The sequence below is a fragment of the Rathayibacter sp. Leaf299 genome, from assembly GCF_001423055.1.
GTDB classification, from domain to species: Bacteria; Actinomycetota; Actinomycetes; order Actinomycetales; family Microbacteriaceae; genus Rathayibacter; species Rathayibacter caricis.
In genome coordinates, this window is sequence record NZ_LMNT01000001.1 from 920,661 (window position 1) to 935,923 (window position 15,263).

Below are 15,263 nucleotides of genomic sequence, written 5' to 3' on the forward strand. Positions count from 1 at the left end.
ATGAAGGAGCAGGCCCCATGAACGCCGACGACAGGCCGGAGGTGCCGGGGGACCGGCCGGCCGGACCCGAGCGCAGCGACGCGCTCGAGGTCGTGCCCGTCGAGGCGGTGCCGCTCGACGGCGCAGCCGAGGAGCGCACGATCGACGACCTCAGCGACTACCTCGACCGTGGACGCCTCCCCTACGACCCCGCGATCGAGGAGTCGCCCGAGCACCGCAGGACGCTCCAGGCGCTCGAGCGGGTGCGCGCTCTGTCGGGCGCGTTGATCGACGACGACGCCGAGCGCCTGCCCGCGCCGGAGGAGAGCTGGTTCGGCTCGATCCTCACCCAGGTGCGGCGGGAGGCGCGCGCCGGTCGCGACATCCCGCTGGCGAGCCCCGAACCGGACGTCGAGCTGACGATCACCGAGGGCGCGGTGCGCGGCCTCGTCCGGGAGGCGGGCGACAGCGTCCCCGGCGTGCTGGTCGGCCGCTGCCGGCTGGTCGGCGACGTCGGCGACCCCGAGGCCGAGATCGCGATCGAGGTCACGATCTCGGTGTTCTGGGGCGTGCCGATCGCCGACGCGGCCCAGCAGGTGCGCGAGCGGATCCACTCGCGACTGCTCACCCAGACCGAGCTGAGCATCTCGACGATCGACGTCCGCGTCGAGGACGTCTACATCCCCGGAACGGAGGGGTCGTGAGCACGGCGGGCGGCGTGGTCGCCCCGCAGTCGGAGAGCCCCTCGTCCGTGCTCACCGCGCTCGTGCGCGCCGTTCCCGGAGTGGCGATGGTCGTGCCGGCGCGGGCCGAGGCGCGCGACGTGCTCGCCCACGCGGCGACGGCGCTCGCTCCCTCGCCGATCCCGCTGCTACCCGGCTCCCTGGGCACCGCCTCGGGCGGCACACTCGCGGAGCCGGTGCTGGTGCGGATCGCGCCCGACGGGATCGTCGTCTCGATCGACATCGGAGTGGCCGCCGACGCGTCCGCACCGAGCGTGGCCCGGGCCGTGGGCGCCGTGGCGCGGGAGTGGTGCGAGCAGGAGCACCCGGAGCGCCGCGCGCGGATCGCGGTGCGGATCGCGGCGGTCGACTAGACCCCGGGGATCGCCGTCGTCGGCTCGGGTCGGCGGGCGCTCAGCGCTGATCGGCGCGCTCAGCCCTGATCGGCGAGGAACGACTCCGTCTCGGCGGCGGTCGGGGCCGACACGGCCGCGCCCGCGCGCGTCACCGAGACGGCGGCCGCCGCGCCGGCCCAGCGGACCAGGGGCAGCAGCGCCTCCGGATCGGCGAGGTCGACGGCGCTCGCCGCCAACCGGGCCGAGAAGGCGCCGCAGAAGGTGTCGCCGGCTCCCGTCGTGTCGACGGCGCGGACGCGGAAAGCGGGGGCGTGCAGCGGTTCGCGACCGCGCACGGCGACGACCATTCCGTCGGAGCCGAGCGTGACGAGGACGAGCGGCACGAGCGCCGTCAGCGCCGCGGCCAGCGCGGTGTCGTCCGCCGCCTCGAGGCCGCGCGCGCTCCCGAGCTCCCGCGCCTCGTGCTCGTTGACGATCAGCACGTCGAGCGCCGCGAGCAGCCCGTCCGGCAGCGGCCCGATCGGCGCGGCGTTCAGGATCGTGACGACCCCGGCGGCGCGCGCCGCGCGGGCGGCGGCGAGCACCGTCTCCTGCGGCACCTCGAGCTGGAGGAGCAGAGCAGAGGCGCCCGCGACGACCTCCTCCTCCGCGCCGGTCAGCCCCGTGAACGCGGCGTTCGCTCCGGAGTCGACGACGATCGCGTTCTCGCCCGCGTCGTCGACCGTGATCTGCGCCGTGCCCGTGCGCTGCTCGACGCGGCGGGCGTGCAACTCGAGCGGCTCGCGGGCGAGCACCTCGGCGAGCTCGTCGCCGGCCGCATCGCGCCCGAGGCTCGTGACGAACGCGGTCCCCGCGGCGGTCCGGGCCGCGGCCACCGCCTGGTTCAGGCCCTTGCCGCCCGGGAACGTGCGGTAGTCGGAGGCCAGCACCGTCTCACCGGGAGCCGGGATGCGGGCGACGCGGTGGACGTGGTCGAGGTTGGCGCTTCCGAGGACGACGAGGGGCATGCCCTCGACGTTAGGGCACGCGCAAGGGGCTCCGCGCGACGCGGCCCGCGCCTACGGTGGACGCATGGACACTCGAACTCTCGGACGCACAGGTGCGCCCGTCTCCGTCGTCGGCCTCGGAACCTGGCAGCTCGGTGCCGACTGGGGTGACGTCGCCGAGAACGACGCCCTCGCGATCCTCGACGCCGCCGTGGAGTCGGGGGTCACCCTCTTCGACACCGCCGACGTGTACGGCGACGGCCGCAGCGAGCGCACGATCGGCTCCTACCTCGCCGCGCACCCCGACTCCGGGGTGTTCGTCGCGACCAAGATGGGCCGCCGCGTCGATCAGGTGCCCGAGAACTACGTGCTCGACAACTTCCGCGCCTGGACCGACCGCTCGCGCAAGAACCTCGGCGTCGACACCCTCGACCTCGTGCAGCTGCACTGCCCGCCCACCTCCGTCTACTCCGACGACGCCGTCTTCGACGCGCTCGACACCCTCGTCTCCGAGGGCGCGATCGCGAACTACGGCGTCTCGGTCGAGCGCACGGAGGAGGCGCTCACCGCGATCGCGCGGCCGAACGTCGCGAGCGTGCAGATCATCCTGAACGCGTTCCGCCTGAAGCCGCTCGACGCGGTGCTGCCCGCCGCCCGCGAAGCCGGAGTGGGGATCCTCGCCCGGGTGCCGCTCGCCTCGGGACTGCTGAGCGGCCGGTACACGACCGAGACGACGTTCGCGGCCGACGACCACCGCAACTACAACCGCGACGGCTCCGCGTTCGACGTCGGCGAGACGTTCTCGGGCGTCGACTTCGCGACCGGAGTCGAGGCCGCGCAGGAGTTCTCGCGCCTCGCCGCCGACCACGGCCTCGCCCCCGCGGCCGCCGCGCTCGCCTGGATCATCCAGCAGGACGGCGTCACCTCCGTGATCCCCGGCGCCCGCTCGCCCGAGCAGGCCCGCGCGAACGCGACCGCCGCCGACGCGGCTCCGCTCGGCCCCGCGTTCATGGAGGCCGTGAACGCCCTCTACGACACCCACTTCCGCCCCGCCGTCCACCTCCGCTGGTAGCCGCTCGGCCCTGACTCGCCCGGAAGGGCTCGTTCTCCAGCGCGAGAACGAGCCCTTCCGGGCAACTCAGTTGGGGCTGTGGAGAGTTGTGCACGCGGCGGCACGGAAGTCGTCAGCATGGGCGCGTGCATGGAGATCTTCCCGAGGGTGTGTTCCGGGTGTCGGAGGGATACGAGGCGGGGGCGACGCGAGCGGGGATGCGCGGGATCGCGGCGCCGGTGCGCGGCGTCCGATCGGTGCGACCGGCGACGACGCTCGGCGAGCGCTGCTCAGCCCTCCTGTACCGGCTCGGGAGGGAGGCGTTCGCGTGCGGGCCGACGGCTGCCCTTCTCTGGGGCGCGCCGCTGGATCTTCCCTGGGAACGCCGGACGGAACTCGACATCGCCGTCGCGGCACCTCGGCGCGCGCCCCATGCAGACGGCATCTCCGGGCGGTCCCTCGCGATCGACACCTCCGTGGAGGTGCTGACGTACCCGCTGGGCCGGCTGACGACGGCGGCCCGCACCTGGTGCGATCTCGGTGCCGTCCTCGAGCTCGGGGACCTCGTCGCTGTCGGCGACTTCTTCCTGCGTCGGGGGCTGTGCACTCACGGCTCGCTCGAGGAAGCGGTCTCGAGGTACCGGTCCAGGAGAGGCCTCCGCAGACTGCGGCAGGCGCTCGGTCTGCTCGATGCGAGGGCCGAGTCCCGACCGGAGTCGCTCGTGCGTGTCGCACTCGTCCTCGCGGGCGTCTCGGGGATCGAGGCCAACGTGGAGATCTTCCACGCCGGTGCGTTCCTGGGCCGAGTGGATCTCTGCATCCCCTCCGTGCGGGTGATCGTCGAGTACCACGGCGACTACCACCGGGTCGAACGCGACCGCTGGCGCCGGGATCGCGCACGGATCGGCCGCCTCCGTGCCGCCGGCTATCTCGTCATCGAGCTCACCGGCGACGACCTCGCGGACCTCCCCTCCGTCGTCGCGCAGGTCCACGCCGCGATTCGACGCTGAACTGCCCGGAAGGGCTCGTTCTCGCAACGGAGAACGAGCCCTTCCGGGCAATTCGGGAACGCCGACGGCTAGGAGTCGAGGGCGGCGTCGACGATGGTGCGGGCCTCGGCCTGCACCTCGTGGAGGTGGTCGAGGCCGCGGAAGGACTCGGCGTAGATCTTGTAGACGTCCTCGGTGCCGGAGGGGCGCGCGGCGAACCACGCGTTCTCGGTGACGACCTTCACGCCTCCGACGCCCGCGCCGTTGCCCGGGGCCTTCGAGAGCTTCGCGACGATCTCCTCGCCGGCCAGCATGGTGGCCGAGATGGCGTCTCCGTCGAGCTTGCCGAGCGCCGCCTTCTGCGCCTTGGTGGCGACGGCGTCGACGCGCTCGTAGACCGGGTCGCCGAAGCGCTCGGTCAGCTCGCGGTAGAGCGCCGACGGGCTCTTGCCCGTCACGGCGATGATCTCGGAGGCGAGCAGCGCGAGCAGGATGCCGTCCTTGTCGGTGGTCCACACGGTGCCGTCGAAGCGGAGGAACGACGCGCCCGCCGACTCCTCGCCGCCGAAGCCGACCGAGCCGTCGACGAGGCCCGGGACGAACCACTTGAAGCCGACCGGCACCTCCCAGAGGCGGCGGCCGAGCGACTCGGCGACGCGGTCGATGATCGAGGAGGAGACGAGCGTCTTGCCGATCGCCGCGTCCTCGCGCCAGCCGGAGCGGTGCGTGTACAGGTACTGGATGGCGACGGCCAGGTAGTGGTTGGGGTTCATCAGCCCGCCGTCGGGGGTGACGATGCCGTGGCGGTCGGCGTCGGCGTCGTTGCCGGTGAGCACGTCGTAGTCGCCGGAGCGGGCGACGACGGAGGCCATCGCGCTCGGGGAGGACGGGTCCATCCGGATCTTGCCGTCCCAGTCGAGGGTCATGAAGCCCCAGGCCGGGTCGACCTCGCCGTTGACGACGGTCAGGTCGAGCTCGTACATCTCGGCGATCAGCTGCCAGTAGTGCACGGAGGCGCCGCCCAGCGGATCGGCGCCGATGCGCACTCCCGCCTTCTTGATCGCGTCGATGTCGATGATGTTCTTCAGGTCCGCCACGTAGTGGGTGCGGAAGTCGTAGGTCTCGACGGCCGAGGGCTCGGCCGACTTCACGCCGCGGTTGCCGTCGGCGATGAGCTCGTTGGCGCGGTCCGCGATCCAGGTGGTGGCGTCGGAGTCGGCCGGTCCGCCGTGGGGCGGGTTGTACTTGAAGCCGCCGTCGCGGGGCGGGTTGTGCGACGGGGTGACGACGATGCCGTCGGCCTCGTCGGTGTGCGCCGGGTCGTTGTTCCAGCGGAGGATCGCGTGGCTGAGCGCCGGGGTGGGCACGAAGTCGTCGAACTCGTCGACCAGCACGCGCACCTGGTTCGCGACGAGCACCTCGAGCGCGGTCGTCAGCGCGGGGCGCGAGAGGCCGTGGGTGTCGGCGCCGATGAAGAGCGGACCGGTGATGCCCTGCTGGGTCCGGTACTCGACGATCGCCTGCGTCACCGCGGCGATGTGGTCCTCGTTGAAGGCGGTGTCGAACGAGGATCCGCGGTGCCCCGAGGTGCCGAAGACCACCTTCTGGAGCGGGTCGGACACGTCCGGCTTGTTGTCGTAGTAGGCCCTTACGAGGGCTTCGACGTCGATGAGATCGGAGGCCTGTGCCGGCTTCCCTGCGCGATCGGTCATGGGGTCCATAGTGGCAGCCCGCCCGGGCCCGCGATACCGCCTGGACAGCCGGTGGCTAGGCTGTCCGCCATGCCCGACAGCGCCTCCGAGTCCCGTGTCTACAGCTATCTCGGGCCCTCCGGCACGTTCACCGAGGCGGCGCTCGCGCAGGTCCCGGAGGCGCGCGGCCAGCACTGGCGCAGCGTCGCGAACGTGGGCGAGGCGCTGGGCGATCTGGTCTCGGGCCGGAGTCACGGCGCGGTCATCGCGATCGAGAACTCGGTCGAGGGCGGAGTGACGGCCACGCAGGACGCGCTGGCGCGGATCCCGGGGCTGCGCATCGTGGGCGAGTACCTGGTGCCGGTGTCGTTCATCCTGGTGGCGCGGCCGGGGACGCGGCTGGGCGACGTGCGGACCGTGGCCGCGCATCCGGTCGCCTACGGCCAGTGCCGGCAGTGGCTCGACGCCGAGCTGCCCAGCCACGAGTACCTGCCCGCGTCCAGCAACGTGCAGGCGACGGTGGACCTGCTGGCCGGGTCCCCCGCGGACGCCGCCATCGCTCCTCCGGGGATCGTCGCGCACCACGCGGTCGACGTGCTGGCCGAGCGGATCGGCGACAACCCGAACGCCGTCACGCGGTTCGTGCACGTCTCGCGCACGACGCTCCTGCCCGAGCCGACGGGCGCGGACAAGACGAGCATCATCGCGGAGCTGCCGGCGGACGAGCCGGGCGCGCTGCTCGAGATGCTCGAGCAGTTCGCGACCCGCGGAGTGAACCTGAGCATGATCCAGTCGCGGCCGATCGGCGACGCCCTCGGCCGCTACCGCTTCGTGCTGGATCTCGACGGGCACGTGGCCGACGAGCGCGTCGCGGACGCCCTGCTCGGGCTCCGGCGGTTCAGCCCGGGGGTGATCTTCCTGGGTTCCTACCCCCGGGCGGATCGCCGTCCGGTCTCGTACGTGCGACGCTACGACGACGAGGTGTTCATCGAGGCGCGGGACTGGCTGCGCGGACTCCTCACCGCGGAGCCGGAGGTCGACGATGACTGACAGGGACGGGCAGGACCCGGACACGAGCACGACGGGCGGGCGGGTGCGCGAGCGCGGCGGGCGCGAGCGCATGGACCCGCGCTACGACCCCGCGTTCCAGCGGGGCTTCGCCGGGGGAGTGGACCGGGTGCGCGGCGACGACCGCGCGTTCGCCCGACCGGGGGCCGGGCCGCGTCCGACCGGTGCGCGCTCGGCGCCGCTGCCGCGCATCGCCGAGGTCGCCGACAGTCGGCGCGCGCGCCGGGAGGCCGCCGGGTCCGCGCGGCCCGAGGAGGCGGTGCGCCTGCCCTCCGAAGCCCGGCCGCCCGCGCAGGACGTCGAGCCGGAGGCTCCGTCCGCCCCGGTGATCGCGTCCGAGCCCGACGCCCCGCTGCTGCGGAACCCCTGGCTCCTGGTGCTGCTGCTCGCGGGCCTCGCCGGGACCGCGCTGGGGTTCGCGATCCTCTCGATCGGCTACTCCTCGCCGCCCGCTCCCTACTACGGCGACTCCGACACCCCGTCGCCGGAGTGGATCCAGCGGCAGATCCTCTACTACGCGTCGATCCCGCTGCTGGGGTCGCTGCCGTTCTCGCTGCTGATCGCGATCGGGGTCGCGGCGCTGCGCTGGCGCGGGCGTCCGGCCCCGCGCGAGGAGGAGCAGGCGGAGGACTGACGGCGCTCAGACCCCCGAGGCTCCGAACAGCAGCCCGAGCAGGTAGGTGACGAGCGCCGCTCCGTAGCCGATGCCGAGCTGGCGCAGCGCCCGGGCGAGCGGGGGCGCGCCCGACAGCAGCCCCACGATCGCGCCGGTCGCCAGCAGGGCGAGGCCGACGAGGACCGCGGCGAGGATCACGGCGGCGATCCCGGACAGGCCCAGGAGGTAGGGCAGCACGGGGATGATCGCGCCCGACGCGAAGAAGCAGAAGCTCGAGAGCGCGGCGCCCATGCCCGTGCCGATGGACTCGTGCTCGTCGATCGACGGATCGGCCTTCGGGCCGCCGATGGTGATCGGCGACGTGGCCGCGACTCCGCCGCGCAGCCCCGTGAAGACGTGCTCGGCGCGGGCGTTCGCCTCGGCCTCGGTCATACCGCGCGCGCGGTAGACGAGGGCCAGCTCGTTCGCGTCGACGTCGAGGTCGGGGACGAGGCGGTTGGTGTCGAGGTCGGGGGAGGAGGCGCTCAGCAGCTCGCGCTGCGAGCGCACCGAGACGAACTCGCCCGCGCCCATCGAGAGCGCGCCGGCGAGCAGCCCCGCGAGGCCGGTGAACAGCACGACGCTGGTGGCCACTCCGCTCGCCCCGACGCCCAGCACGAGGGCGAGGTTCGAGACGAGGCCGTCGTTGGCGCCGAAGACCGCGGCGCGGAAGGTCCCGGAGAGGCGGGTGCGGCCGCGCTCGGCGAGTCCCCGCACGACCTCGCCGTGGATCCGCTCGTCGGCCGCCATGGCCTCGGTCGCGTCGTCGTCGTCGGCGTAGGGGGAGCGGGCCTCGGCGCGCTGGACGAGCGCGAGCACGAAGACCGAGCCGAAGCGGCGGGTGAGGAAGCCCAGCACGCGCGTGCGCAGATCCGGTCGCGGCGACGGCTCCGCGGCGGAGCCGAGCAGGCCGCGCCAGTGCTCCTCGTGCCGGCCCTCCGCGGCGGCGAGGGCGAGCAGGATCTCGCGCTCCTCGCCGGAGCGGCGGCCGGCGAGGTCGCGGTAGGTGGCGGCCTCGGCGAGCTCGTCGGCGAGGTAGCGGCGCCAGCGGCGGATCTGCGCGGCGCTGGGGGGAGCGGGGTCCTGGACGGTGTCCACCATGGGATCTCCTGGGTTCGGGCCCGCCGACCCGCGCGAGAGGGACCGGTCAGGACGTGCGTCGACTGACCGAAGGTCTCGTTCGCCCGGGTCCGTGCGGATCCGGGTGGAGCGCCGGGTCCGGATCGTTCCGGACCAGCATGTCGACGCGCCTCGTCGCCTGCCGAGCAGGCGGTGGGAACTACTCCCCTTCGCGTGGACCACCGTAGCCGAGATCGGCGCCGATCGGGCCGGATCGCTCGAGAGGGCGTCGTGTGGGACCGCGCGGCGAGAGGGCGCGCTGCAGCACCAGGGCGGCGGCGCCGACCGCGGCCGCGTCGGCGACGTGGGCCGACAGCAGTACGCGCGACCCCGGATGCTCGTCGGCGAAGCGGGCGCGCAGGACGGCCAGGTGCCGGGAGCCGGCCACCGCGAAGGCGGGTCCGGCGAGCACGACGGAGTCGAGGTCGAGCAGATCCGCGAGTGCCACGGCGACGTCGGCGAGCTCGTGGGCGGCGGTGTCGACCACGGCGGCGGACGCGGGGTCCCCGCGGACGGCGGCGGTCGCGATCACGGCGGCGTCGGCGAACGCGTCGCCCGAGAGGCCGGGGAGTCTCGCCGCGCGCGCTCCCGCGGCGATGCCGGGCAGTCCGACGCGCTCGGCGAGGGGGGCGGAGCCGCGGGGTCCGAAGCGGTCGAGCCGGCCCGCTCCCGCTCCGGAGCCGCGGTGCAGGGCGCCGTCGAGGACGAGGCCGGCGCGGATCCCGCCGGCGAGGTACAGCGTGCAGTGCGCGCCCGCCGCGGGGAACGTCCCGGCCCAGAACTCGCCGACGGCGGCGGCCGAGGCGTCGTCGTCGAGCAGCACGGGCAGCGCGCAGGCCTCCTCGAGCAGCGAGCGCAGCCCGGCGGCCGCCCACTCCGCGCCCTGCGGGCCGGGCAGGCCGACGACGCGCTCGCCCGAGCGGTCGACGCCGCCCGGAGTGACGACGCCGACGCCGACGACCCGCTCGCGCTCGACGCCGAGCGCCTCGATCAGGAGGTCGATCCGCTCGGCGAAGCCGCGCACGAACGACTCCGGGCCCTCGTCCAGGACGCCGCGGGTGCGGAGCCTCCCGACGACGGATCCGGCGAGATCCGCCACGATCGCGGTGGTCGAGTCGGCCTCGAGCTGCAGGCCGAGGGCGACGCGCGCGGACGGCACGAGGGCGAGGAGCTCTCGCGGCTTGCCGCCCGTCGACTCCGAGCGGCCCGCGTCCGCGACGAGCCCGTCGGCGAGCAGCTGCCGGACCAGGATCGACACGGTGGCCTGCGTCAGCCCGGTGACCTGGGCGAGCTCGACCCGGCTGATCGGACCGCGGGCGCGCACGAGATCCAGCAGGACCCCGCGGCTCGTCGCGGGGGAGCGGGGCGCTCGCGTGGTCGCCATCGGCGCCTCCGTTCTGCTCGTGCGTCCCTTGACGGTACTTCGTTAAGTCGTCTAAGAAAGTATCCGACACCGGATACGACACCCGAGGCGAGGAAGCCATGACCGTCATCCCCCTGCACGAGAACTGGACACTGCGAGCCCTGGAGGGCCCGGAGGCGCCCGAGCGGCCGACGGGGGAGGTGGCGGCGACCGTGCCCGGCTGCGTGCACACCGACCTCCTCGCCGCGGGGCTGATCCCCGATCCCTTCGACGGCGGCAACGAGTCGCGGCTGTCCTGGATCGGGCGGACGGCCTGGGTCTACGAGACCCGCTTCGCCTGGTCCGACGACGGCTCCGAGCGGCACGACCTCGTCGCCGAGGGGCTGGACACGGTGGCGACCCTGCGCCTGAACGGCGACGAGATCGGGCGCACGGAGAACCAGCACCGGTCGTACCGCTTCGACGTGCGGGAGGCCCTGGTCGAGGGGGAGAACCTGCTCTCGATCGAGTTCGCGGCCCCGGTCGACGAGGCCGAGCGCCGCTCGATCGAGCACGGCCCGCGCCCGCACGTGAACCACCACCCCTACAACGCGCTGCGCAAGACCGCGAGCAACTTCGGCTGGGACTGGGGCATCGACGTCGCCACCAGTGGCATCTGGCGGCCGATCGGCCTCGAGAGCTGGTCGGGCGTGCGGATCGCCGCCGTGCGTCCGCTCGTCGACGTCGACGGGACCGACGGCGTGCTGAGCGCGCACGTCGACCTCGAGTGGGCCGGCGCCTCCTCGGCCGAGGTGTCGGTCGCGGCGGGCGGAGCGGAGACGGCGGCCGCCGTGGACGCGGGCACGGCCGAGGCGGTGCTCGCGCTGCGGGTGCCGGACGTCGACGTCTGGTGGCCGCGCGGCTACGGCGAGCAGCCCCTCTACGACGTGGCCGTCGCCGCGGGCGACGAGTCGGTCTGGACGGGACGGGTGGGCTTCCGCACCGTGCGGGTCGACACCACTCCGGACGAGGACGGCTCGCCCAACCGCGTCGAGGTGAACGGCCGGACGGTGCAGATCCGCGGGGCCAACTGGATCCCGGACCACGCGTTCGTCACCGAGGTCGACCGCGAAAGGTACGCGCGGCGGATCGCCGACGCGACCGAGGCGAACATGAACCTGCTGCGGGTCTGGGGCGGCGGGATCTACGAGTCGCACGACTTCTACGACCTCTGCGACGAGCAGGGTGTGCTGGTCTGGCAGGACTTCCTCTTCGCCTGCGCGGCCTACGCCGAGGAGGAGTGGCTCGCCGTCGAGGTCGAGCCGGAGGCGCGCGAGGCGGTCACCCGGCTCAGCGCGCACCCGTCGCTGATCATCTGGAACGGCAACAACGAGAACATCGTCGGCTACACCGACTGGGGCTGGCGCACCCGGCTCGCGGGCGCGACCTGGGGCAACGCCTACTACCGGCGCCTGCTCCCGGGGATCCTCGCCGAGCTCGACCCGACGCGGTTCTACTCGCCGGGCAGCCCGTACTCGTTCGACGACTACCTGCACCCCAACGATCCGGCCAACGGCACCGTGCACATCTGGGACGTCTGGAACACGCGCGACTACACCGGCTACGCCGACTGGCGCCCGCGGTTCGTCTCGGAGTTCGGCTTCCAGGGCCCGCCCGCCTGGTCGACGCTCACGAGCGTCGTGCACGACGAGCCGCTCGAGCCCTACGGCGAGCAGATGCTCGTGCACCAGAAGGCGCACGAGGGCAATCTCAAGCTCGAGCGCGGACTCGCCGGGCACCTGCCCACGCCGGTCTCGATCGAGGACTGGCACTGGGCGACCCAGCTGAACCAGGCGGCCGCGCTGCGCTTCGGCATCGAGCACTTCCGCTCGCTGTCGCCGCTGAACACCGGAGTCGTGGTGTGGCAGCTGAACGACGACTGGCCGGTCGTCTCGTGGGCGGCCGTCGACTTCCACGAGCACCGGAAGCCCCTCTGGTTCGCGCTGCGGGCGGCGTACGCGCCCCGGCTCGCGACCATCCAGCCGCGCGACGGAGGGCCGGCCGCGGTGCTGCTGAACGACACGGACGAGGCGTGGAGCGGCTCCGTCGTCGCCCGGCGCCTGCAGCTGGACGGCACGGTGCTGGCCGAGGAGCGCTGGGACGCGGCGGTGCCGGCGCGCGGCGAGGCGACGACTCCGCTGCCCGCCGCGATCACGGCGTTCGGCGACGTGGCCGGCGAGATCGTCAGCGTGCAGCCGGAGGGGTGGACGCGCGCGCTGCTGCACCCGGCCGAGGTCGTCGACCAGGCTCTCGACCCGTCGCCGCTCGAGGCCTCGGCCGAGCGGTCCGGCGCGGACGTCGTCGTCACGGTCACGGCCCGCTCGCTGGCGCGGGACGTCACGCTGCTCGTCGACCGCGTCGACGCCGGTGCCCGGGTGGACGAGGGCCTGGTCACCCTGCTGGCGGGGGAGTCCGCGCGCTTCACGATCTCGGGTGCCGCGGCCGACGCGGATCCGGACGCGTTCCTCGATCCGCTGGTCGTGCGCCACGCCGGCGGGCTGCACGCGGCGGTGCCGGCCTGAGCGCCGACGGGGCGGCGCGCCTCCCGATCGTCGGGATCGTCGTGCGCCGCCCTCCGCGCGAGCACGGCGGCGACCCGTTCTTCGCCGAGCTGATCGCCGGGATGGAGGACGTCCTGGTGCCGGGCGGCGGGGGCGTGCTGCTGCAGGTCGCGCACGACCAGGCCGCGGAAATCGCGGTCCTCGCGCGCTGGGCCGCGCATCCGCGCGTCGCCGGAGCGGTGCTCGGCGACCCCGTCGAGGACGATCCGCGGCCGGAGCGGGCGCGGGAGCTCGGGCTGCCCGTCGTCGTGCTCGGCGGGCGGGCGGGAGGCGGCACGGTCCCGTCGATCCCCGTCGACAACGCGACGCCGATGCTCGAGGCGATGGCGGCGCTCGTCGCGCTCGGGCACCGGCGGATCGGGCGGGTGTCGGGTCCGCTCCGGCTCGGCCACACCCGGGAGCGCGGCGAGGCGTTCGAGCGGGGGCTGCGGGTGGCCGGGCTGTCGGGCCGCTCGGTCGAGAGCGACTACTCCGCCCGCTCGGGGGAGGCGGCGACCCGAGTGCTCCTCGCGGACGACGAGCGCCCGACCGCGATCGTGTTCGACAACGACCTGGCGGCTCTGGGCGGGCTGGCCGCCGCACGGGCCCTCGGAGTCGCGGTGCCACGCGAGCTCTCGCTGCTCGCCTGGGACGACTCCGAGCTGTGCCGCCTGGCCGACCCTCCGCTCTCGGTGATGAGCCGCGACGTGCACGGCCTGGGCGTGCTCACGGCCGAGGCGCTGCTCGCCGTGATCGACGGGGCTCTGCCGCCCGAGCGCTCGCCGGAGCGCCCGCGACTCGTGCTCCGCGGCACCACCGCCCCCCGCCGGGGCTGATCCCCGTCGTCCCGCGGCGGTCGTCGTGTGCGGGGAAGAGCGCTCTCACGAGTTGCTCCCGAATCTGTTGACCACTTAGTTCAGTCATGTAACAATGCTCGGGCGGCGCTCGCCGCACACAGCTCCGTCACCGTCGACAGCCCTGCGTTGCCGACGCCAGGAAAGGATCAACGATGTTCCTTCGCGTTCGAGAAGGCCGACGCCTGCGCGTCCTCGCCGCTGCCGCCGCCACCGCGGCGTCTGCCCTCCTGCTCTCCGGCTGCACCGGGGGAGCGAGCTCCTCCGGCACCTCGTCGGCCGACACCCTCGTCGCCTACACCGGTCAGGCCGGCGACTACCAGATCAACTTCAACCCGTACTCGCCCTCCAAGATCGGCGGGCTCGGCACCATCTACGAGTCGCTGTTCTTCGTCACGAACATCAACTCCGACCCCTACGTGCCGCTGCTGGGCACCGAGTACACCTGGAACGCGGAGGGCACGCAGCTCGACGTGACGCTGCGCGACGACGTGACCTGGAGCGACGGAGAGGCGTTCACCGCCGAGGACGTCGTCTTCACCTTCGAGATGCTGGTCGAGAACCCGTCGCTGAACACCGGCGGCTTCGACGGCGTCGTCACGGCCACCGACGACACCCACGTGAGCATCACCTGGGACCACCCGGCCTTCGTCACCGGCCCCACGGTCCTCGGCCGCACGCCGATCGTCCCCGAGCACCTCTGGGCCGACGTCGACCCGGTGACCGACGTCGTCGCGGAGCCGGTCGGCACCGGACCCTACCTCCTCGCCGACTTCAAGGCGCAGGCCTTCACCCTCGGCGTCAACGAGGACTACTGGGACGGCGCCCCCGCCGTGAAGGCGATCCGCTTCCTCTCGCTCTCAGGCAACACCGCCGGAGTCGACGCCCTCGCCGCCGGCACCATCGACTGGCAGACGGGGCCCGTGCCGGACATCGAGAACGTCGCGAAGAACTACCCCGGCTACGAGGCCATCACGGTCCCGCAGAACCAGGTCGCCCTGCTCAGCTGCGCGAACGTCGACCTCGGCTGCGTCGGCCCGCAAACCGACCCGGCCGTCCGCCAGGCGATCTACTACGCGCTCAACCGCGACCAGATCAACTCCCTCGCCTTCCAGAACACCGCCAGCGAGGTCTCGCCGACCTTCGTGCTGACGGAGTCGCAGGCCGAGTCGATCTCGACCGCGGTCACCGAGCCGGTCGCGCCCAGCTCGCCGGACCTCGACCGCGCGACGGCGCTCCTCGAGGAGGCCGGCTACGCGAAGGGCGGCGACGGGATCTACGCCAAGGACGGCGTGCCGCTGAAGCTGACCATCGAGGTCGTCACCGGCTGGACCGACTACATCACCGCGATCGACACGATGGCCCAGCAGCTCGGCGACGCCGGCATCGCGGTCACCGCGTCGCAGTCCTCGTGGAACGAGTGGACGGACAAGAAGAGCAAGGGCAACTACCAGCTCGCGATCGACTCGCTCGGCCAGGGCCCCGCCTCCGACCCGTACTACCTCTACAACAACTTCTTCACCACGGCGAACACCGCTCCCGTCGGCGAGGCGGCTCCGATCAACGTGGCCCGCTTCAGCGACCCCGAGGTCGACGCGGCCGTCGAGGCCCTGACCGCCACCAGCCCGGACGACACCGCCGCCCGCCAGGCGCAGTTCGACATCATCCAGGCGAAGATCGTCGCGGACATGCCGTACATCCCGGTCATGACCGGAGGCACCACCTCGGAGTACAACGCCGCCAAGTTCGACGGCTGGCCCACCGAGGACGACCTGTACGCCTTCCCGGCGATCTGGGCGTCGCCGGACAACGCGCAGATCTTCAAGAACCTGACCCCCACCGGCGAGTGAG

General features: G+C 73.4%; 13 protein-coding genes. 9 read left to right on the plus strand and 4 right to left on the minus strand.

The window, feature by feature from the left end:
* The first annotated feature begins 17 nt into the window (after nucleotides 1-17).
* The gene (locus tag ASF48_RS04225; protein ID WP_055786877.1) at nucleotides 18-683 is read left to right on the plus strand and encodes an Asp23/Gls24 family envelope stress response protein; all 666 of its coding nucleotides are present in this window, start codon (nucleotides 18-20) and stop codon (nucleotides 681-683) included.
* Entirely contained in the window at nucleotides 680-1,075 is a 396-nt protein-coding gene (locus ASF48_RS04230; RefSeq protein WP_055786880.1) for a hypothetical protein, read from the plus strand. The genes ASF48_RS04225 and ASF48_RS04230 overlap by 4 nt, the downstream gene beginning before the upstream one ends.
* Before the next feature lie 59 nt (nucleotides 1,076-1,134).
* On the opposite strand, the gene ASF48_RS04235 is transcribed toward ASF48_RS04230, so the two are convergent.
* Nucleotides 1,135-2,064 carry a ribokinase gene (locus tag ASF48_RS04235; RefSeq protein ID WP_055786883.1) on the minus strand — a complete coding sequence of 310 codons (930 nt, stop codon included), beginning with the start codon at nucleotides 2,062-2,064 and terminating at the stop codon, nucleotides 1,135-1,137.
* 64 nt (nucleotides 2,065-2,128) lie between these two features.
* Here ASF48_RS04235 and ASF48_RS04240 point away from each other — a divergent pair, with 64 nt between their 5' ends.
* Together ASF48_RS04240 and ASF48_RS19270 are read left to right on the plus strand one after the other, a co-directional pair.
* The gene (locus ASF48_RS04240; protein WP_055786886.1) at nucleotides 2,129-3,115 is read left to right on the plus strand and encodes an aldo/keto reductase; all 987 of its coding nucleotides are present in this window, start codon (nucleotides 2,129-2,131) and stop codon (nucleotides 3,113-3,115) included.
* Nucleotides 3,116-3,570: 455 nt separating this feature from the next.
* Nucleotides 3,571-4,104, plus strand: a complete 534-nt coding sequence (locus ASF48_RS19270) for a DUF559 domain-containing protein (RefSeq protein ID WP_157603045.1) — start codon at nucleotides 3,571-3,573, stop codon at nucleotides 4,102-4,104.
* A 68-nt stretch (nucleotides 4,105-4,172) separates the two neighbouring features.
* On the opposite strand, the gene pgm is transcribed toward ASF48_RS19270, so the two are convergent.
* The gene (gene pgm, locus ASF48_RS04250; protein WP_055786891.1) at nucleotides 4,173-5,795 is read right to left on the minus strand and encodes a phosphoglucomutase (alpha-D-glucose-1,6-bisphosphate-dependent); all 1,623 of its coding nucleotides are present in this window, start codon (nucleotides 5,793-5,795) and stop codon (nucleotides 4,173-4,175) included.
* Nucleotides 5,796-5,864: 69 nt separating this feature from the next.
* On the opposite strand from pgm, the gene pheA reads away from it, so the two are divergent.
* The gene (gene pheA / locus ASF48_RS04255) at nucleotides 5,865-6,824 is read left to right on the plus strand and encodes a prephenate dehydratase (RefSeq protein WP_107574577.1); all 960 of its coding nucleotides are present in this window, start codon (nucleotides 5,865-5,867) and stop codon (nucleotides 6,822-6,824) included.
* A complete protein-coding gene (locus tag ASF48_RS04260) occupies nucleotides 6,817-7,476 on the plus strand; it encodes a hypothetical protein (protein WP_157603046.1) in 660 nt (219 codons plus the stop codon). The genes pheA and ASF48_RS04260 overlap by 8 nt, the downstream gene beginning before the upstream one ends.
* A 6-nt stretch (nucleotides 7,477-7,482) precedes the next feature.
* Here the strand turns inward: ASF48_RS04260 and ASF48_RS04265 are convergent, their stop codons facing one another.
* Both ASF48_RS04265 and ASF48_RS04270 read right to left on the minus strand, forming a co-directional pair.
* Nucleotides 7,483-8,598 carry a VIT1/CCC1 transporter family protein gene (locus tag ASF48_RS04265; RefSeq protein ID WP_055786897.1) on the minus strand — a complete coding sequence of 372 codons (1,116 nt, stop codon included), beginning with the start codon at nucleotides 8,596-8,598 and terminating at the stop codon, nucleotides 7,483-7,485.
* 178 nt (nucleotides 8,599-8,776) lie between these two features.
* The gene (locus ASF48_RS04270) at nucleotides 8,777-10,000 is read right to left on the minus strand and encodes an ROK family transcriptional regulator (protein ID WP_055786900.1); all 1,224 of its coding nucleotides are present in this window, start codon (nucleotides 9,998-10,000) and stop codon (nucleotides 8,777-8,779) included.
* Between the two features lie 98 nt (nucleotides 10,001-10,098).
* On the opposite strand from ASF48_RS04270, the gene ASF48_RS04275 reads away from it, so the two are divergent.
* The 3 genes from ASF48_RS04275 to ASF48_RS04285 all read left to right on the plus strand — a co-directional run bounded on the left by ASF48_RS04275 (nucleotide 10,099) and on the right by ASF48_RS04285 (nucleotide 15,262).
* Complete coding sequence (locus ASF48_RS04275) at nucleotides 10,099-12,540, plus strand: glycoside hydrolase family 2 protein (RefSeq protein ID WP_055786903.1); 2,442 nt, start codon at nucleotides 10,099-10,101, stop codon at nucleotides 12,538-12,540.
* Between the two features lie 41 nt (nucleotides 12,541-12,581).
* On the plus strand, nucleotides 12,582-13,394 hold the full coding sequence (locus ASF48_RS04280) for a LacI family DNA-binding transcriptional regulator (RefSeq protein WP_162238022.1): 813 nt from the start codon (nucleotides 12,582-12,584) through the stop codon (nucleotides 13,392-13,394).
* A 173-nt stretch (nucleotides 13,395-13,567) separates the two neighbouring features.
* Nucleotides 13,568-15,262, plus strand: coding sequence for an ABC transporter substrate-binding protein (locus tag ASF48_RS04285; RefSeq protein ID WP_055786911.1), 1,695 nt, complete (start codon nucleotides 13,568-13,570; stop codon nucleotides 15,260-15,262).
* Nucleotide 15,263 lies beyond the last annotated feature (1 nt).

Excerpts from the sequence above, each read along its gene's own strand:
- ASF48_RS04260 (WP_157603046.1), top strand. The coding sequence starts at position 6,817 with ATGACTGACAGGGACGGGCAGGACCCGGACACGAGCACGACGGGCGGG.
- pheA (WP_107574577.1), top strand. The coding sequence starts at position 5,865 with ATGCCCGACAGCGCCTCCGAGTCCCGTGTCTACAGCTATCTCGGGCCC.
- ASF48_RS04265 (WP_055786897.1), bottom strand. The coding sequence starts at position 8,598 with ATGGTGGACACCGTCCAGGACCCCGCTCCCCCCAGCGCCGCGCAGATC.
- ASF48_RS04285 (WP_055786911.1), top strand. The coding sequence starts at position 13,568 with ATGTTCCTTCGCGTTCGAGAAGGCCGACGCCTGCGCGTCCTCGCCGCT.
- ASF48_RS04240 (WP_055786886.1), top strand. The coding sequence starts at position 2,129 with ATGGACACTCGAACTCTCGGACGCACAGGTGCGCCCGTCTCCGTCGTC.
- ASF48_RS04275 (WP_055786903.1), top strand. The coding sequence starts at position 10,099 with ATGACCGTCATCCCCCTGCACGAGAACTGGACACTGCGAGCCCTGGAG.
- ASF48_RS04235 (WP_055786883.1), bottom strand. The coding sequence starts at position 2,064 with ATGCCCCTCGTCGTCCTCGGAAGCGCCAACCTCGACCACGTCCACCGC.
- ASF48_RS04225 (WP_055786877.1), top strand. The coding sequence starts at position 18 with ATGAACGCCGACGACAGGCCGGAGGTGCCGGGGGACCGGCCGGCCGGA.
- ASF48_RS04270 (WP_055786900.1), bottom strand. The coding sequence starts at position 10,000 with ATGGCGACCACGCGAGCGCCCCGCTCCCCCGCGACGAGCCGCGGGGTC.
- pgm (WP_055786891.1), bottom strand. The coding sequence starts at position 5,795 with ATGACCGATCGCGCAGGGAAGCCGGCACAGGCCTCCGATCTCATCGAC.